15 protein-coding genes and 1 pseudogene are annotated in these 15,935 nt (G+C 42.5%); 8 read left to right on the top strand and 8 right to left on the bottom strand.

Annotated elements, in window-relative coordinates; genetic code table 11:
* Window positions 1-72: 72 nt before the first annotated feature.
* The 5 genes from moaB to LK453_RS02830 all read left to right on the top strand — a co-directional run bounded on the left by moaB (window position 73) and on the right by LK453_RS02830 (window position 2,939).
* Window positions 73-600, top strand: a complete 528-nt coding sequence (gene moaB, locus LK453_RS02850) for a molybdenum cofactor biosynthesis protein B (protein WP_201542200.1) — start codon at window positions 73-75, stop codon at window positions 598-600.
* The gene (gene mobA, locus LK453_RS02845; protein WP_201542202.1) at window positions 593-1,357 is read left to right on the top strand and encodes a molybdenum cofactor guanylyltransferase; all 765 of its coding nucleotides are present in this window, start codon (window positions 593-595) and stop codon (window positions 1,355-1,357) included. The genes moaB and mobA overlap by 8 nt, the downstream gene beginning before the upstream one ends.
* Window positions 1,358-1,481: 124 nt before the next feature.
* Window positions 1,482-2,033: a cyclic pyranopterin monophosphate synthase MoaC gene (gene moaC, locus LK453_RS02840; RefSeq protein WP_201542204.1), complete on the top strand. Its 552-nt coding sequence runs from the start codon at window positions 1,482-1,484 to the stop codon at window positions 2,031-2,033.
* A 72-nt stretch (window positions 2,034-2,105) separates the two neighbouring features.
* On the top strand, window positions 2,106-2,348 hold the full coding sequence (gene moaD / locus LK453_RS02835; protein ID WP_201542206.1) for a molybdopterin converting factor subunit 1: 243 nt from the start codon (window positions 2,106-2,108) through the stop codon (window positions 2,346-2,348).
* A gap of 75 nt (window positions 2,349-2,423) precedes the next feature.
* On the top strand, window positions 2,424-2,939 hold the full coding sequence (locus LK453_RS02830; RefSeq protein WP_201542209.1) for a molybdenum cofactor biosynthesis protein MoaE: 516 nt from the start codon (window positions 2,424-2,426) through the stop codon (window positions 2,937-2,939).
* 77 nt (window positions 2,940-3,016) lie between these two features.
* Here the strand turns inward: LK453_RS02830 and modB are convergent, their stop codons facing one another.
* Window positions 3,017-3,772, bottom strand: coding sequence for a molybdate ABC transporter permease subunit (modB, locus tag LK453_RS02825; RefSeq protein WP_201542219.1), 756 nt, complete (start codon window positions 3,770-3,772; stop codon window positions 3,017-3,019).
* 138 nt (window positions 3,773-3,910) lie between these two features.
* Window positions 3,911-4,813: a molybdate ABC transporter substrate-binding protein gene (gene modA, locus LK453_RS02820; protein WP_201542221.1), complete on the bottom strand. Its 903-nt coding sequence runs from the start codon at window positions 4,811-4,813 to the stop codon at window positions 3,911-3,913.
* Window positions 4,814-5,119: 306 nt separating this feature from the next.
* Between modA and LK453_RS02815 the strand changes: the two genes are divergently transcribed.
* A complete protein-coding gene (locus LK453_RS02815; RefSeq protein WP_201542223.1) occupies window positions 5,120-6,238 on the top strand; it encodes an RNA-guided endonuclease InsQ/TnpB family protein in 1,119 nt (372 codons plus the stop codon).
* A 508-nt stretch (window positions 6,239-6,746) separates the two neighbouring features.
* The gene (locus LK453_RS02810) at window positions 6,747-7,874 is read left to right on the top strand and encodes a transposase (RefSeq protein ID WP_227954059.1); all 1,128 of its coding nucleotides are present in this window, start codon (window positions 6,747-6,749) and stop codon (window positions 7,872-7,874) included.
* 305 nt (window positions 7,875-8,179) lie between these two features.
* Here the strand turns inward: LK453_RS02810 and LK453_RS02805 are convergent, their stop codons facing one another.
* Window positions 8,180-9,268 (bottom strand): IS4 family transposase, encoded by a 1,089-nt coding sequence (locus LK453_RS02805; protein ID WP_227954058.1) that lies wholly within the window; start codon window positions 9,266-9,268, stop codon window positions 8,180-8,182.
* A gap of 99 nt (window positions 9,269-9,367) precedes the next feature.
* Window positions 9,368-10,564, bottom strand: coding sequence for an amino acid aminotransferase (locus LK453_RS02800; protein ID WP_201542316.1), 1,197 nt, complete (start codon window positions 10,562-10,564; stop codon window positions 9,368-9,370).
* Between the two features lie 217 nt (window positions 10,565-10,781).
* On the opposite strand from LK453_RS02800, the gene nhaC reads away from it, so the two are divergent.
* A complete protein-coding gene (nhaC, locus tag LK453_RS02795; protein WP_201542318.1) occupies window positions 10,782-12,179 on the top strand; it encodes a Na+/H+ antiporter NhaC in 1,398 nt (465 codons plus the stop codon).
* Between the two features lie 47 nt (window positions 12,180-12,226).
* Here nhaC and tnpC read toward each other — a convergent pair.
* The 4 genes and pseudogenes from tnpC to LK453_RS02775 all read right to left on the bottom strand — a co-directional run bounded on the left by tnpC (window position 12,227) and on the right by LK453_RS02775 (window position 15,933).
* Window positions 12,227-13,888, bottom strand: a pseudogene (tnpC, locus tag LK453_RS02790) (IS66 family transposase).
* A gap of 69 nt (window positions 13,889-13,957) precedes the next feature.
* The gene (locus LK453_RS02785; RefSeq protein ID WP_227954057.1) at window positions 13,958-15,259 is read right to left on the bottom strand and encodes an IS4 family transposase; all 1,302 of its coding nucleotides are present in this window, start codon (window positions 15,257-15,259) and stop codon (window positions 13,958-13,960) included.
* A gap of 168 nt (window positions 15,260-15,427) precedes the next feature.
* On the bottom strand, window positions 15,428-15,772 hold the full coding sequence (tnpB, locus tag LK453_RS02780) for an IS66 family insertion sequence element accessory protein TnpB (protein ID WP_115342938.1): 345 nt from the start codon (window positions 15,770-15,772) through the stop codon (window positions 15,428-15,430).
* Complete coding sequence (locus tag LK453_RS02775) at window positions 15,769-15,933, bottom strand: hypothetical protein (protein WP_227954056.1); 165 nt, start codon at window positions 15,931-15,933, stop codon at window positions 15,769-15,771. Before LK453_RS02775 ends, tnpB begins: the two co-directional genes overlap by 4 nt.
* Window positions 15,934-15,935: the final 2 nt, after the last annotated feature.

Below are 15,935 nucleotides of genomic sequence, written 5' to 3'. Positions count from 1 at the left end.
TCTTTTAAAGTGGGTTATCCCGTTCAGTTTTTTGATTTCATTTTATTTTGTTTTAACGATAAGGCCGTTTTTATGTCAAAAGAAAAAATATTTACCCCATTAAATGTGGCTGTGTTGACGGTTTCTGATAGCCGTACTTTGGCAGAAGACACATCAGGTCAATACCTAGCAGACTCGCTACGAGAAGCGGGTCACAAATTGGCCGACCGTCAATTAATTACTGATGATATTTACAAAATCCGTGCCGTGATTAGTGACTGGATTGCCGATCCTGAGGTGCATGCAGTAATTACTACCGGTGGGACTGGCTTCTATATCCGTGACAGCATGCCAGAAGCGGTTAGCGTATTGTTTGATAAAGAAGTCGATGGCTTTGGTGAGATGTTCCGTTTAATTTCAAAGGATGAGATTGGTATGTCGACCATTCAATCACGCGCTATTGCCGGTATGGCCAATAATACGGTTATTTTCTGCCTACCAGGCTCGTCTGGCGCTTGCCGTACTGGGTGGACGCAGATTATTAAAGAGCAGTTAGACAGTCGTACGGGTCCGTGTAACTTTGTACCGCATTTAATGCGTATTAACCCCGGTCATGACTAATCCACTGTCTCTAGAGTTAAGTAAAAGTGAGTTGGTGGGGCTGGCGGGAATAGTCATCTTAGCCGGTGGCTTATCAACTCGTATGGGCTCTCCTAAAGCGTTATTGACCTTGCCTTCTGGACAGAGCTTACTGGATTATCATGTGCAGCGTGCCAGTCAGCTTGGCGTACCGATTCTGATCGCTGATAATGGACAGGGATTCAGCACTCAAATAGAGGATGCTGTTACTTCGCTTATCCATGTTGAAGACTACCAACCGCAGAGTAGCCATCCAGATGCTAAGCACAAGCATTCAGCAGGGCCATTAGGGGCGATATTGTCTGCCATGCAGCAATTGCTATACGTGCCTGTCACTGGTCAAGCTATGCTGACGGATGCTAGCGATATTTCTCAATGGATGCTTGTGGTGAGTTGTGATAGTTTGATTTCAGCGACTGATATCTGGAAACAGGTTACTGAGTTTATAGAGACAACTGCTCAACCAGTAGTAAATGCAGGCCAACAAGCTGTAACCCAGAATGCCTGTCCTCAAGTCTATTGTTTGACGGACAATGAGCGAGTGTATCCACTATTGGGACTGTATCAACTCAGCGTGGCTGAGACTCTACAAACTTATTTAGATGCGGGAGAGCGGCGAGTAATGGGGTTTATTAAGCCTATTTGTCAACACGTCGCTATGCCAGAGTCTTGGTACGCCTTATCTAACCTAAATACTCCGGAACAGTTTAAACAGGCCTGCCAAAGTTTACCGTCATAACCGCTTAATGATAAACGCTGTTGTATATTTTTATTTTCTAACTTCACTTTTTAACTTACTGCTTAAATAGACCTCTTATAACCACCACCTTCCTCTCTAAAATGCTATTGGATTAACCTCAATTATGTCAAAGTCAGTATCCGAATCTAACCATCAACCGTCATTAGAACCAACTGAAAAACAATCTTCAAAGCAATCTACAAAACTGTCACATCTGGATGCGGATGGTGACATTCACATGGTGGATGTGGGTCATAAGACGGTGACCACACGTGAAGCAGTGGCACAAGGCTATGTGATTTTCCCAAAAGATATTTATACCGAGATTAAAGCGGCGGATGGACTGATTAAGAAAGGTAGTATCACTCAGACAGCGCATATAGCAGGTATTATGGCGGCAAAACGTACGCATGATTTAATTCCACTGTGTCATCCGCTTCCTTTAGATAAAATCGGTTTAAGCTTTAAGTATGAGGATGAACAGAGTGCCATTCGGGTAGAGTCCACAGTGCGAGTGACCCATAAGACGGGCGTGGAAATGGAAGCGTTAACGGCCGTGAGCGTCGCCTGTCTAACGATTTATGACATGACCAAGGCGTTATCACACGACATCATTATTAATGATATTCGCCTAGTCACTAAGATAGGTGGCAAATCAGACTACCAAAGTGCGTAAACACTGAGCATTAAGTATTGGGTGTTAAATATTAAGTCGAAGACAAATTGAAATTATTATATTGAGAGAACTATGAATATTACCGTTTTATACTTTGCCAGTTTGGCAGATAAGTCACATAAAGGCAGTGAGTCGCTTACACTAGAGACGGGTACCAGTTTAACTGAGCTGTATGACAGCCTGCAAAATCGCTACCAGTTTCGACAACAGCCTGCAGAATTAAGAGTGGCGATTAACGATGAGTTTGCCAGTTGGGATGAGGCCATTAAAGATGGTGACACCATTGCTTTTATTCCCCCTGTGGCCGGTGGCTAGACGTTAGTTTTAACTGGCTATGAGAAAGCTGTTTAGATAAAAGCTATTTAGAGAAATGTTTTTTGGAGTCACACAATGGACAGTCAAACTGATTTGGACACTGCCAATCAGCCTCATCAGCAGGCAAGTAGCCTCTCACATACCGTAGAAGAAGCGTATCAGATAGCTCAAACCCAAGGCTTTGCTCTATTGGATGAAGCGATTGACGAGCAGCGTATTAAAGACTTCTTGCAAGACGAGCAATGCGGAGCCTTAGCCACGTTTGAAGGTTGGGTGCGCAATCATAATAATGACAGCAAAGTCACCCGCTTAACTTATTATGGCTATGAGAAATTGGCGATTAACCAAGGTAAGCTGATTATTGCAGAAGCTAAACGCTTATTTGATATCGAAAATGCGGTGGCGATTCATCGTATCGGGGCGTTAGAGATTGGCGATATGGCGGTCTGGATTGGTGTGTCATCTAAGCACCGTTATCCAGCCTTTGATGCATGCCGTTGGATTCTTGATACCATTAAGGCGGACATTCCAGTATGGAAACAAGAATATTACCAAGATGAGCCTTCTAAATGGCTGAGTAACAATGGTTAAAGACTTTATGATTTAGAAATCGTTTAATGCAAGACGCTTTAATACAAGACAGTATTAGACCAGCTTCGGCTGGTTTTTTAGTCTTTTAAAGTGAGTTTGGTAACGTTTTTATGAGTATTAATTTTATTAAAAGGGCGATTAACCTTATTGTTAACACTGGCAATCAAAGCCACGAGAACGATGCCCAAAGCAATCAATAACAGTGACATGGTATGTGCCATCTCGTAATTGAGGGCTTCAACTTGCTCATAGATGGCGATAGAAATTACCTTGGTTTCTCCAGCGATACTGCCGCCAATCATCAATACCACGCCAAATTCGCCGATGGTATGAGCAAAGCTAATCAGATTGCCTAAAATGATACCTGCCTTGGCCTGGGGTAAAGCGACAGCAGTAAAGCGACGCAAACGGCTAGGTTCTAACAATAACGCCATGTCACTGACACTTTTGGGAATACGTAAGAATTGAGCATATACTGGCTGCACATAAAAAGGTAGAGAATAGACAATAGAGCCGATCACTAACCCTTCAAAAGTGAATGCTAAAGTGCCAATGTTATGGGCCATCATCCATTTACCTAAGGCAAAATTGGGACTCATCAATAACAACAAATAGAACCCAAGCACAGTCGGTGGCAATACCAAAGGCATAGCAATTACGCCCATTAGCATGATTTTAATGCGGGCTATTAGGATGGTTGAAGACGGTTTGGCGAGCCAATACGCCACCGGTGTAGCAAAGATCAAAAGGCACAAAGTGGTAATGCTGGCAAGCTTAATACTGAGCCACAGCGGCTGCAACATGTCTGATAAGTGAGGGGAGAGAAGCGACATAGGTTGGGCAATACCACAAGGCTTAAAGCATTGAATTAAAGATACTCACACAGCATAGCAATATTTGCTCGATTTACCTAGTATAAAGCGGACTCTACATGGTTATAGACTTTAAAATATCATTAGTGGCTACTCTTATTAACTAGTGGCCGATGTGGTTGATCCAACCGGTAAATAACCGGCCTCAGCAAATAACTTTTGTGCAGGCTCAGATCGTAAATAATTAGTAAAATCAGTCGCTTGGGTACTGTTACGAATGACAATACCATCTTGCAAGATGGCCGGATAGCTCTCTGGCTGTAGGATGATGTATTTGGAATCTGCTACTTTGGCACTAATTAATTGCGACAATGCCACGAAGCCATAATCAGTGGTAGCTGTATGCGCATATTGAAAGGTTTGTCCAATATTCTCTGCTTGAATCAAGACTTTTTTATTACTTAAGGTGTTATATAGCCCTTGCTGTTGTAAAAAAGATTTTGCAGATGCGCCATACGGGGCCAGTTCAGGATTGGCCAAAGTTATTTTAATAGAGGTTTTACTTTCGCTAGGCTGAGTGATAAACAGCTGTTGTAAGCTAGCTTTATCTAAGGTTTTCAATGTACCTAAGTCATGATTACTGCTATACAGTGCCAATTGCCCACGAGTATAGGTAAAAGGCGTTTGTACCGTAGCATTAGCACTGGTTTGCTGCTGCGCATATTTTGCTGGGAAATCTTGATCGGCTGATAAAAAAATATCGTAGGGTGCCCCAGAGTTGATTTGAGCAAACAGCTTACCGGAAGAGGCATAAGTCACTTCAATTTTTGGTTTTTGGTTTTTGCTAGTTTGAGTATCAGAGGTTTCATAGACGTCAATCACAGCAGGTAATACGCCTGCTAGGTTAGCAGCGGCAGCAATACGCAATACGTCAGTGGAATGTTGTGTTGAGGTCTCTGATTGACTGTCTGGGTGTGTCTGTGCAGTTTTAGCGTCATTAGAACAACTGGCCAATAGTAAATAAAAAGGCAAGGTGGCGATAAGTTTTAGGTTAAGATTCATCTTTGGTCCTTAGAGTGTTCGTACCATGGGCTCTAGAGCATGAAGAAAACACCATAGTGATGAAATATTGATTACTCAGGGCAATCGCACTACAAATCAATTTTAGCCACATTTTAATTAATTATTGACCTTTTGCAGATGTTGTTAGCTGCCAATAATAAAAATACAAGATATATAAAAGGATTTTAGTTATATTCCCTAACTTTTCACTTGCTTTAATTTAGCAAATCTAATTTAAAACGAGTATTTTCTATAGTGCGATTGCCCTGATTGATTACTCACATTATCAATGATAAAATGTGAAATATGAAACATCGTGCTTATAAATTCCGCTTTTACCCAACTGATGAACAAGCTAAACTGCTTGCTCAAACGTTCGGCTGCGTGCGGTTTGTCTATAACACGATATTGCGCTGGCGTACTGATGAGTATTACCAAAGCAAGGCAAAAATAGGCTATATTCAAGCAAGTGCTCAATTGACTGAATTGAAAAAACAACCTGAATTTGCTTTTTTGAATGATGTCTCTTGCGTTCCCACACAACAAGCTCTTAGACACCAACAAACGGCTTTTAAGAACTTCTTTGAGGGTCGTGCCAAATATCCAACATTCAAAAAGAAAACTCATAAACAATCGGCTGAATTTACCAAAAGCGCCTTTAAATACAGGGACGGTAAAATCTACATTGCCAAAAGCAAAGAGCCGCTTGATATACGTTGGTCTAGGCAACTGCCAAGCGCACCAAGCACCATTACCATTTCCAAAGATTGTGCAGGACGTTACTTTGTATCGTGCCTGTGCGAGTTTGAAAATCAGGTCTTGCCAAAGTCTGATAGCAATATCGGTATTGATGTTGGCATTAAACACCTGTTTGTTACCGATAGCGGTATTAAAATCGACAATCCTCGCCTGACTGCTAAATACGCCACTAAACTCACCAAAGCCCAGCGCGCCTTAAGTCGTAAAAAACTCGGCTCGGCTAATCGCGCTAAAGCTAAGATGAGAGTTGCTCGTATTCACGCCCAAATCTCCGATTGTCGATTGGATAACCTGCACAAGTTGTCCCGCAAATTAATAAACGAAAACCAAGTTATTTGTGTTGAATCGCTTCGAATAAAAAACATGATTAAAAATCCTAAGCTGGCCAAGCATATCGCTGACGCCAGTTGGGGTAACTTTGTTAACCAGTTGGAATACAAAGCGGACTGGGCTGGTCGGACTATCTCTAAGATAGACCAATTTTTCCCAAGCTCTAAACGCTGTTCCAACTGTGGATATACCTTGAATTTTTTGACACTTGATACACGGCATTGGGATTGCCCTGAATGCAAAACTACCCATGACCGTGATATCAATGCTGCCAAAAATATTTTAACCGCAGGGCTTGCGGGGTTAGCCTTTGGAGAGAATGTCAGTCTTGTGTAGTTAGTCTGCATGGGCTGTTCTCGTTGAATTAGGAAGTTCTCGGTAGCAATAACGGGAATCCCTTCATTGTATGGAGGGAAGGAGGTCAAACGGTACTCTATCTACGCTAAGTTTAACAAAAGCTATGATTTAGAATGTAATTAGAAATTGGTTATAAATTGATTAGAAACTATATCATTATAGTATTGCTCTTATAGGACTGCTATAGTCAAATAGGACTGCTATAGTCAAATAGGACTGCTATAGTCAAAGAACTTTAAATATGTTACCAAGCAACCGAGTGCAGTTACTAGTACAGTAGGCTTAGCGAGATTAGTACTGTAACTATTTATATGTTCGCCCACTATATCTTTAACTTATCGTGCGTAATTCTCCACCTATAATCTTTGATTTAGGTGGAGATGTAAGCACGGGCGACCTATTCTAAGGATTTAGGTTTATTGCTGATAATTGATGCTAAATGCAAATAATGCTAAGTTATACCTATATTCAAGTTGACTGACAAACCATGCTTAAAGCCTATAAATACAGAATTTACCCAAACTACGAACAGCGAGTGCTAATCGAAAAGCATTTTGGCTGTAGTCGGTTTGTGTTCAATTGGGCGTTGGCATTGCAAAAACGCTACTATGCTATGTTTGGCAAATCATTATCACGTAGCAAAATGCAAAGCCATTTAGTAAAAAAGAAAAAGAAAGCTCAGTTTGCATGGCTAAACGAGGTCAATAGCCAATCACTACTAAATGCCTTACTAAATGTCTATACCGCTTTTACTAACTTCTTCAAAGGTCATGCCAAATTTCCACGGTTCAAATCTAAAAAAATCCCACAGCGTAGTTATCAATGCCCTCAACATTGCACCGTAAACTTTGAGCAAGGTATTATCAATCTACCTAAAATTAAGGGCATTAAAGCGGTGTTTAGCCGTGAATTTGTCGGCAAGGTGAAAACAGTAACGATTAGTAAGACAGCAACAGGCAAATACTATGCAAGCGTACTGGTTGATAATGCTGATATATTGCCAACGCCTACGACCATTGAACCTAGATTAACGGTTGGCATTGACTTAGGTATTAGTCACTTACTCAATCTATCAGATGGTAGCAAATTTGATAACCCAAAGCATTTAGCCAAAGCCAGTAAACGACTTGCTATACAGCAAAAAATCTTTGCTCGTAAACAAAAGACCAGTAAGAACTATCAAAAACAAAAATTAGCTGTTGCTCGTATTCATGAAAAAGTACGCAACCAACGCTTAGACTTACACCACCAAATCACGCATAGCCTTATCTGTGAAAACCAAGCGACAAGTTATGCGATAGAAGATTTAGCGGTGAAAAACATGGTAAAGAACCGAAAACTTGCCAAAGCGATTAATGACGTGGGTTGGGGGCAGTTTATTACCCTGCTTACCTACAAGGCGAATTGGTATGGTAAAAACATTCTAAAAGTGAGTCGGTTCTTTGCTAGTAGTAAAATTTGTTCGCATTGTCATTACAAATTAAACACTCTGCCGTTATCGGTGCGTCATTGGACGTGTCCTAGCTGTCAAACACACCATGACCGTGATACCAATGCAGCAAGCAATATACGCTCTCAGGCGTTAGCTGATGTAGCAGGACGTGCTACTGTGTAAAGAGTTCCTCCATGCCTATACCTATTAGCGTAGGTGGCATGGCGAAAGGTAACAACTTAGGTTGTTATGGGTCACAAAGATTCCCCCACCATAACCGTTAGGTTTGGTGGTGGGAGTATGTCAATCCAGAAGACTTAATGCCTTTAATATCTAACTCTCAAGTGGAGTCAATATCTATATCCATACAAAAAGCCGAGCTATTGCTCGGCTTTTGCATAATCAATTAAGACTTAACTCATTCAGCATAATTACCCTTTAAATAACACCTATTTAAATGACTGCTACTCTGTACACGACAAAAATGCTCAAAGTCTCAAAGGTCGTGGACTAGGAGACAAATAACTTATTAGAACCTCAAACACACGTCGATTGCCAGCAAAGAAATACTCACGCAAACCATCAATCAAAACATCCAAACCAATAGCAAACAAACTTTGCTGTGGTCGACCATGTTTCTTAAGCTTTCGTCTTTTAGGGTGTTGCTGTACAGTTTTAATCCCAATGCGATATGACCAACAAAATGCTAGCGCACAAACTGCCACTAACTTACTCACCCGATCCAACTGTGTAAGATGCGTATCTTCAAGATTAAACCCTCGTCCTTTAAAACAAGAAAACAAGGTTTCAATCTCCCAGCGTCTGCTATAAAGAGCCATAGCATCCGTATGATCTAAATTGTTAGTCGCTATAATGACATAATCGTTGTCAGCATCACGCTTTGCAAATAGACGAACTTTAACGCCATATACGGGAACAACTCTGGCTAACATAAACGTTTCATGAGGGGATAGATGACGTAACAATGTCTTTATTTGTACCAATTTACCCTGATGATTGGCTACTAGGGTGTTGTGTTTGATGCGAATGCAAAACTTTATTTGCTCTTTATTTAGCCATTGAAACCACTCTTTGCCAACAAACTCTCTATCGGCTAATACATACTGTATTTTGTCTGCGCCAAAGGTGTTGATGAACTTTTGTATGAGCTCACATCTCTCATTACTATTACTGTTACCTTTTTTATCAAGTAGGGTCCAGTATAAGGGAATAGCGATTCCTTGATGAACAACGCTGAGCAAAAAGATGTTAATGTTCTTTTTACCCCATTTCCAGTTGGTTCTGTCTATGCTGATGATGACTTCGTCTAAGTCAAAGAGTTGATAGATGAATTTGGCTAACTGGTCTTGGTCTATGTCAACTTGTGCAAAGAAGCGTTGTAGCCGTCTGTAATTACTGTTTGTCCTACCTTTGACAAATCCTCTTGCTATTTGTTTGAGGTTACTACTTTGTACTTGTATTATCGCTAGAGTAATTAAGCCTAAACACGTCAATCTTGCCTTGTTCATGGTTAGGTTTTGCGATAATATATTTATGAGCTGATTAAGGTTTGGCATAGTGTGGTTCGTAAGAAAAATTACTATTATGCCTTGTCCTTAGTCAGCTTTTTTTTGTCGTGTACAGAGTGACTGCTATTTAAAAAAACAAAGACTCAATTAGTCTTTAAGCACTTCCGCCATAGCATTGGCCACATAATCAATGTTTTTGGTATTTAAACCAGCAACACACATACGTGAGTTTGACACCATATAGATACTGAACTCTGCTTTTAGGCGTTCAACTTGCCCAGGTGTTAAACCAGTGAAGCTGAACATACCATTTTGAGTGGTTAGATAGTCGAAGTTACGCCCCGGTACTTTGGCTTCAAGTACTGATTTTAACTGTAAACGCATGGCTTTGATACGATCACGCATGCCATAGACTTCGCTTACCCATTGCTCATGTAAAGCTTCATCATTCATCACGATGTCTACCACATGGCCACCATGTGATGGTGGGCTTGAGTAAATACGGCGTACAGTGAACTTCAACTGACCAAAGACGCGAGCCGCTTCTTCCTCAGTAGGACACACAACAGATAGGCCACCCACGCGCTCACCATATAAAGATAGGTTTTTGGAGAATGAGTTACTGACAAATAAAGGTAGACCCATATCAACCGCTTTACGAATGGCATAGGCATCGCTGTCCATGTCTTCGCCAAAGCCTTGATAGGCGATGTCCATGAATGGGATTATCCCACGTGCTTCGATGACTTGTAGTAATTGATCCCACTGCTGCTGAGTTAAGTCCACACCTGTTGGGTTGTGGCAGCAAGGGTGTAACAGCACCACGTCATTCTTATTTAAAGTGTTGAGAAACTCAATCAATGCATCGAATTTCACTGTGCCAGTCGCTTTGTCATAGTAAGGATATTTACCTACTTCAACGCTGCTGCCTTCAAAGATGGCAATGTGGTTGCCCCAAGTTGGGTCACTGACATAGCATTTTGATTCTGGGAACCAAGTATTGATAAAGTCTGCACCAACTTTTAAAGCACCTGATCCGCCGATAGTGGCGATGGTCGCTACACGGTTTTGTTGTAACACAGGCGCGTCTTTACCGAATAATAGGTTCTGACAAGCTTTACGATGTCCTGGCAGACCTTCCATAGGCAGGTAAGGGCGGGCTGAGATAGGATCTGCAATGCGTTGTTCTGCAGTCTTCACGCACTCAAGCACAGGCAATACGCCATCATCATCATAAAAAACGCCAACGCCTAAGTTTACTTTATTAGGATTGGTATCATTTGCATATTCGACCATAAGGCCTAAGATTGGATCACCAGCATAGAATTCGACACGTTCAAACATTTTATTTCCTTTCAGAAGGTGGTTGGTCGTACAGTATTAAAGAATAAACCAGATTGACGGTTAACTCAACGTTAGATTTTAGCAACGGGTCATTTAGTGTTATGGAACTCGAAACGAAAGTATCTAAGCGGACTGACTGCTAAAATTTATCTAAAAGTGACAAAAATTGTTATCATGTGCCGATTCATTCTTCTGACTGCAACCAAACGGATGGCGTATGTTGACCGATTCCCAAGCACAGATTCCACAACTTAATCCCAAACTTGCCTTTTTAATGGCAGGGCTAGTCATCTTGATTATGGGCGAGACCATGATCAGTTTTGGCTGGGTGCCGCATTTGTCTTTAATTTTAGCGTTGTGCTTTTTGCTATTGATGGGATTAATGCGAGGACTAAGTTTCAGTCACATGCAGTCAGAGATGGCTGCTGGGGTAATGAGTGGTATTGGGGCCATTTATCTGTTCTTCTTCATCGGACTGATGGTGTCTGCATTAATGATGTCTGGTGCCATTCCTACGCTGATGTACTTTGGCTTTAAACTTATTTCACCGCGGTTTTATTATATCTCTGCCTTTGTGTTGACCTCTATTATTGGTATTGCTTTGGGCAGTAGTTTGACCACAGTCGCCACGCTTGGCGTTGCCTTTATTGGTATGAGCAATGCCTTCGATGCCAATGTTGCTATTGCCGCAGGGGCGGTGGTCTCAGGGGCATTTTTTGGCGATAAAATGTCTCCCTTGTCAGATACGGGTACTATTGCTTCCTCTGTAGTCGGCATTGATCTGTTTGAGCACATTCGTAATATGGTCTATACCACAATGCCTGCTTGGATTATCAGTGTGCTGTTATTTTGGATACTGTCCGGACAGACTCACTCTGGCAACTTATACCAGGTTAAGGTATTGCAACAGCAGTTAATTGATAGTGGTCTGATACATGGTTATGCGGTACTGCCCTTTGTGGTATTGGTGGTATTGGCTTTATATCGTGTTAATGCTATTTACACTATCATTTGTACCATCATCACAGCGATGATAGTGACTTATATCCACAGCACACCTTCTATCGAGCAGTTGGGCAGTTACTTCTTTGCAGGTTATGCCCCAGCAGGCAATTTGGAGCTAGGAGAAGTCGGTGGTATGTTGTCTCGCGGTGGTATTCAGAGTATGTTCTTTACTCAGACCATCGTGATATTGGCGTTAAGCTTAGGGGGGCTGTTAAAGACACTGGGTATCTTGCCAGCATTGCTCTCAGGTATGCGTGATAAGCTGACCACAGCGGGTCAGGCCATTTTTGCCGCAGCCATGTCGGCATTGAGCATTAATGTATTAATTGGCGAGCAGTATCTCAGTATTCTCTTGTCGGGTACGGCGTTTAGGCCTACTTTCGAGCGTTTGCATTTACACCCGAAGAATTTATCTCGCACGGTTGAAGACGCGGGGACAGTGATTAATCCATTAGTCCCTTGGAGTGTGTGTGGGGTGTTTATTAGCCAAGCACTGGGTGTCCCGGTATTAGAATATTTGCCTTATGCTTTCTTCTGTTATTTGTCGTTATTATTGACGATTATCTTTGGCTTTACGGGAGTCACTATTAGTCGGTTGGATGAGGAGTAGAGTAGTATCAAAAGTTTCTTTATTTCTTGGTAAGCATCCGACCACCCCTATTGCGGTGGCACCCAGCGATGAGGTAACAACTCATCCAGATCCTCTTGAATAGGCAGGCGTCTTAGCACGTCTGTCAAATAAGCAGACACATCCAAACCATTTAAGCGAGCTGACTGAATGATTGACATAATATTCGCAGCCCGCTGCCCACTTCGCAGCGAACCGGCAAACAACCAGTTTTTACGCCCAAGTGCCCACGGACGCATCTGATTCTCCGCCTAATTATTATCAATCGGCAGCCTGCCATCATCTAGATACTGAGTCAGCGCCTGCCAACGTTTCAGGCAATAATCCATCGCCTTACTAATACTGGCATTTTTAGTGGTTAACTGCCTTTTTTCTTGTAACCATTGGTGCAGCTTATCGGCAATCGGTTTGGCTTTTTCTTGCCTGATTTGCCGAACTATTTGGGGATCTCTTGGTATTGGGGGTGTATTTTTTTCAAATCGCTCATCAATCTCACGTTCAACAGCATACAACTGCCTAAATAACGTTAATGCCTCAATGCTCACGATACTTTGCCCAGTGATATGCAGTTCATGAAATTTACGCCGTGCATGGGCCAGACAACCGATTTCAGTCACACCTTGATGAAATAAGAACTTATACCCGCTGTAATCATCGCAAACCAGCTTACCGCGCCACTTATCTAAAAAGGCTTTAGGATGCTCATTACGACGGCTTTCAGCAAAGTCATAGACCACCGCTTTTAAGGAGCTTTGCTGTGGCGTAAGATACGCCCAGATATAGCCTTTTTTTAATGATTTACTGCCTACCTTTACATGGTTCTTCATGATAGATACCGGGGTTTCATCGGCATGTAAGATAGGCTCTGACAGTAATAGTTCATGCAAGCGACTGACTAAAGGCTCAAGGGCAACGCCGCAGCGTCCTACCCAATCTGCCATAGTAGCATCGGGGATAGTTACCCCACTTCGCTGATAGATAATATTCTGCCGATATAGCGGCTGATGGTCTGCATATTTGCTAATAAGGATGTGTGCAAGCAGCTCTGGGGTGGCGATGCTTTTGTTAATAATCTGCTTGGGGGTAGCCGCTTGATGAATGATGTCACACTCACGGCATACCCATTTAGGATAGATGTGACGCTCAATATAAAACTGCTTAGGGATAATGCCAAGTTTGTCTTGTTTATCCTCTCCAATTCGCTTCATTTGACAGCCGCAGTCACAGACGGTGGTAAGTGGTTCATGAACCTGGGTTTTCACCTCAAGGTTGTCAGGAATCACTGTGTATTTGGCACGCTTTGTTTTTTTAGGCTGATCAGTGGCTGAGGGCAGCTCATCTGTAATCTCTTTGCCGGCTTCAAGCTCACCCTCATCGATGAGGATTTCTGCCTCAGTACGATCAATCGCAGGCAGCTTGGCAAGCTCCTCTTTGCTTAAGCCGCTAAGGTAGTCATCTCGGATTTGTTCAAGCTGCGCTAAGTCCTCTTGCGCCGCCTCATAGTTTAAGCGGGTTTGTCTGTCAGTGATGCCTTCGCTTTTTTGTCCATAGAGCCGGTGAATAAGCCGCTTTTGTTTTTCGATGAGTTCAAGCACTTGTTCATACAGCTTGTGGTTTTCTTCAACCACTTGGTTAAAAAGCTGCTGTAGTTGATCGTGACTTGTGTTTGTTTGATCAATTTGTTGCTGCAGGTGCTCATTACGCTGTTCAAGCAGGTGGATTTTCACCAAAAGCTCGGCGTAAGTGGTAATGCCAGTCAGTTAAGGCTGACTGGTATTTTTTTTGGGATATTTCTGTGGTTTGCCCTTAACCACCCTCGGGCAAGATCGCTTTCTGCGTTCAGGAATGACAAACAATTTTCCTTCCTCTAAAACTGCATCTAACAACTTAGGGAAGAGTCCTGCAGCCTGTAAAGGCGCAAACCGTAACAGATCAACAATCGTAATAGACGCCATATGAAAGCTAATTCGTAGAGGGCTAACCTTAGCTCTAACTGCCATATAGCGCATCAAACGTCTTATTAGATTATAAGCAATCATAAGCCCCCAGAACTCTTGTAACACAAGCTGTGGCAGCTTACTTCTTAACAACAGCCCCTGCTGTAGATCAGACTTAATTTCCCTGAAAGCCATCTCAATCTCCCAGCGCTGCAAATACAGCTGTGCCACTTTATCCTTAGTAAAGCGTTTATCATCTATTAAAGAGGTTATGTATCGTCTTGTCTTACCCTCATAACGACACTCAATTAATCGAGCTTGCCAAGTATCGGGTAGGTTTGGGTTTTTCTTTTGAGCTTGGGGAGAAACCGGCATTTGTATCAAGTAGTCCCCTTCACTAAAGGTTTCAATCACAGTGTAACGCAGATTATCTTTAGCCCGCATAAGCCAATGACTGTTTGGATGGGTTTGTTGCCAACTGATAAGTAGGTCTGCTGAGAAATAGGCTCTATCAAATAGCGTAATGCTATTGTCTTGAATATTTAGCTGACGGGCTAATGTGATCTCTCCTTGACCCATATCTCCAAGGGTTGTGTCAATGATCTCATGCGTGTCAGTATTGATCAGGCATACCGAACGCATTTGGGGATAGGGCGCCTCTTTAGTTCTGCCTTTGCTTGAACTAAAGTGCTGAAGGTTCTCATCAGTATAGGGTAGTGAGTATACGACACCGTCTACAGCTTGGACGCTAAGTCCCATAAAGTCTTGCTGCTGGGCTCGTGATTCTGTTTGGTAGTGAGCACTTAGTTGATGAAATAGCTGCTTTAGAGGCTCATGCCCGAGGCGTTGTCTTGCTTGTACCACAGCGCTGGGTACGCAGGCCTGTGTGTCTATATTAAGCCGCATTTGCTCTGTGATATACCAAATTGAACGGTTACGATATAAAGCTGTGCCGATGACTATCCAAACAACGTGTTCGGCAGGTAGCTTACGTCTTCTAATGCTCGCTTTGCCGGTATACTCTAAAGCCTGCTGTATCCACTCAGGGTCTATTAATTCACTAAATTGTTCTAGAGTGTCTGGGATCCTTTTATGCGTCTCATTAATAGCGTTTTGTAGTCTCATAGTAAAATAGCCCATCTACTTATTAGATGGGCTATTTTATTACTTTTATTGAGTTTTTGCCTTAACTGACTGGCATTAGGCGTAAGTGGGGTCTTTTGATAAGTCGGATAAGTTGGCAACAGTCATGGCGATATGTTGCCAGAGTTTTATTTGCCTGTCATCTGCTATTTATAGGATGGGGGTTAATTTATCTTTGCCCATGTTACGCCAAGGCAGTCCACTGATTAAGGCATTAAATTGTTCACGGTTGATACTGATGCCAGTCTGAGTGGTGGTGAGCGGCTTGGTTAAGCCATGAAATTTATTGTCATCGAGCTGACGGCTACAAAGCCATACGCCAAGCCCATCATGAATGAATACTTTTAGGCGTGTGCCTGCTTTGTTGTAAAACAGGTAGGCACAGTGAGGGCGAATGCTTTGGTGCTCGGTGAGGATGTAGGCCAGTAGTTTGCCACTACCACATCGCATGTCCATGGGCGTGGTGGATAGCCAGATGTGAGTGATGGGTATCATTGCAGTCCTCGTAGTAGGTCAATCAAGCTTTGAGTGTCTATTTGGGCAATGTTGAGGCTTATCGTCCCAGATGCTCGAGATGTGGTTTGCAGTTTGATGTTCTTTATGACGGAGGCTGAGCGTAAATGCGCACCTTCCCCCTGTGTCAGGATAGTTGTCACCC

Origin of the sequence: Psychrobacter sanguinis, assembly GCF_020736705.1 — a bacterium.
Taxonomy (GTDB): Bacteria; Pseudomonadota; Gammaproteobacteria; order Pseudomonadales; family Moraxellaceae; genus Psychrobacter; species Psychrobacter sanguinis.
This window is presented reverse-complemented; position numbering and strand designations above follow the sequence as displayed.

Coding starts and splice junctions, on each gene's coding strand:
- LK453_RS02805 (WP_227954058.1), bottom strand. CDS start 9,268: ATGCCAAACCTTAATCAGCTCATAAATATATTATCGCAAAACCTAACC.
- LK453_RS02800 (WP_201542316.1), bottom strand. CDS start 10,564: ATGTTTGAACGTGTCGAATTCTATGCTGGTGATCCAATCTTAGGCCTT.
- mobA (WP_201542202.1), top strand. CDS start 593: ATGACTAATCCACTGTCTCTAGAGTTAAGTAAAAGTGAGTTGGTGGGG.
- LK453_RS02830 (WP_201542209.1), top strand. CDS start 2,424: ATGGACAGTCAAACTGATTTGGACACTGCCAATCAGCCTCATCAGCAG.
- moaB (WP_201542200.1), top strand. CDS start 73: ATGTCAAAAGAAAAAATATTTACCCCATTAAATGTGGCTGTGTTGACG.
- moaD (WP_201542206.1), top strand. CDS start 2,106: ATGAATATTACCGTTTTATACTTTGCCAGTTTGGCAGATAAGTCACAT.
- tnpB (WP_115342938.1), bottom strand. CDS start 15,772: ATGATACCCATCACTCACATCTGGCTATCCACCACGCCCATGGACATG.
- LK453_RS02810 (WP_227954059.1), top strand. CDS start 6,747: ATGCTTAAAGCCTATAAATACAGAATTTACCCAAACTACGAACAGCGA.
- LK453_RS02815 (WP_201542223.1), top strand. CDS start 5,120: ATGAAACATCGTGCTTATAAATTCCGCTTTTACCCAACTGATGAACAA.
- modA (WP_201542221.1), bottom strand. CDS start 4,813: ATGAATCTTAACCTAAAACTTATCGCCACCTTGCCTTTTTATTTACTA.
- LK453_RS02785 (WP_227954057.1), bottom strand. CDS start 15,259: ATGAGACTACAAAACGCTATTAATGAGACGCATAAAAGGATCCCAGAC.
- moaC (WP_201542204.1), top strand. CDS start 1,482: ATGTCAAAGTCAGTATCCGAATCTAACCATCAACCGTCATTAGAACCA.
- nhaC (WP_201542318.1), top strand. CDS start 10,782: ATGTTGACCGATTCCCAAGCACAGATTCCACAACTTAATCCCAAACTT.
- modB (WP_201542219.1), bottom strand. CDS start 3,772: ATGTCGCTTCTCTCCCCTCACTTATCAGACATGTTGCAGCCGCTGTGG.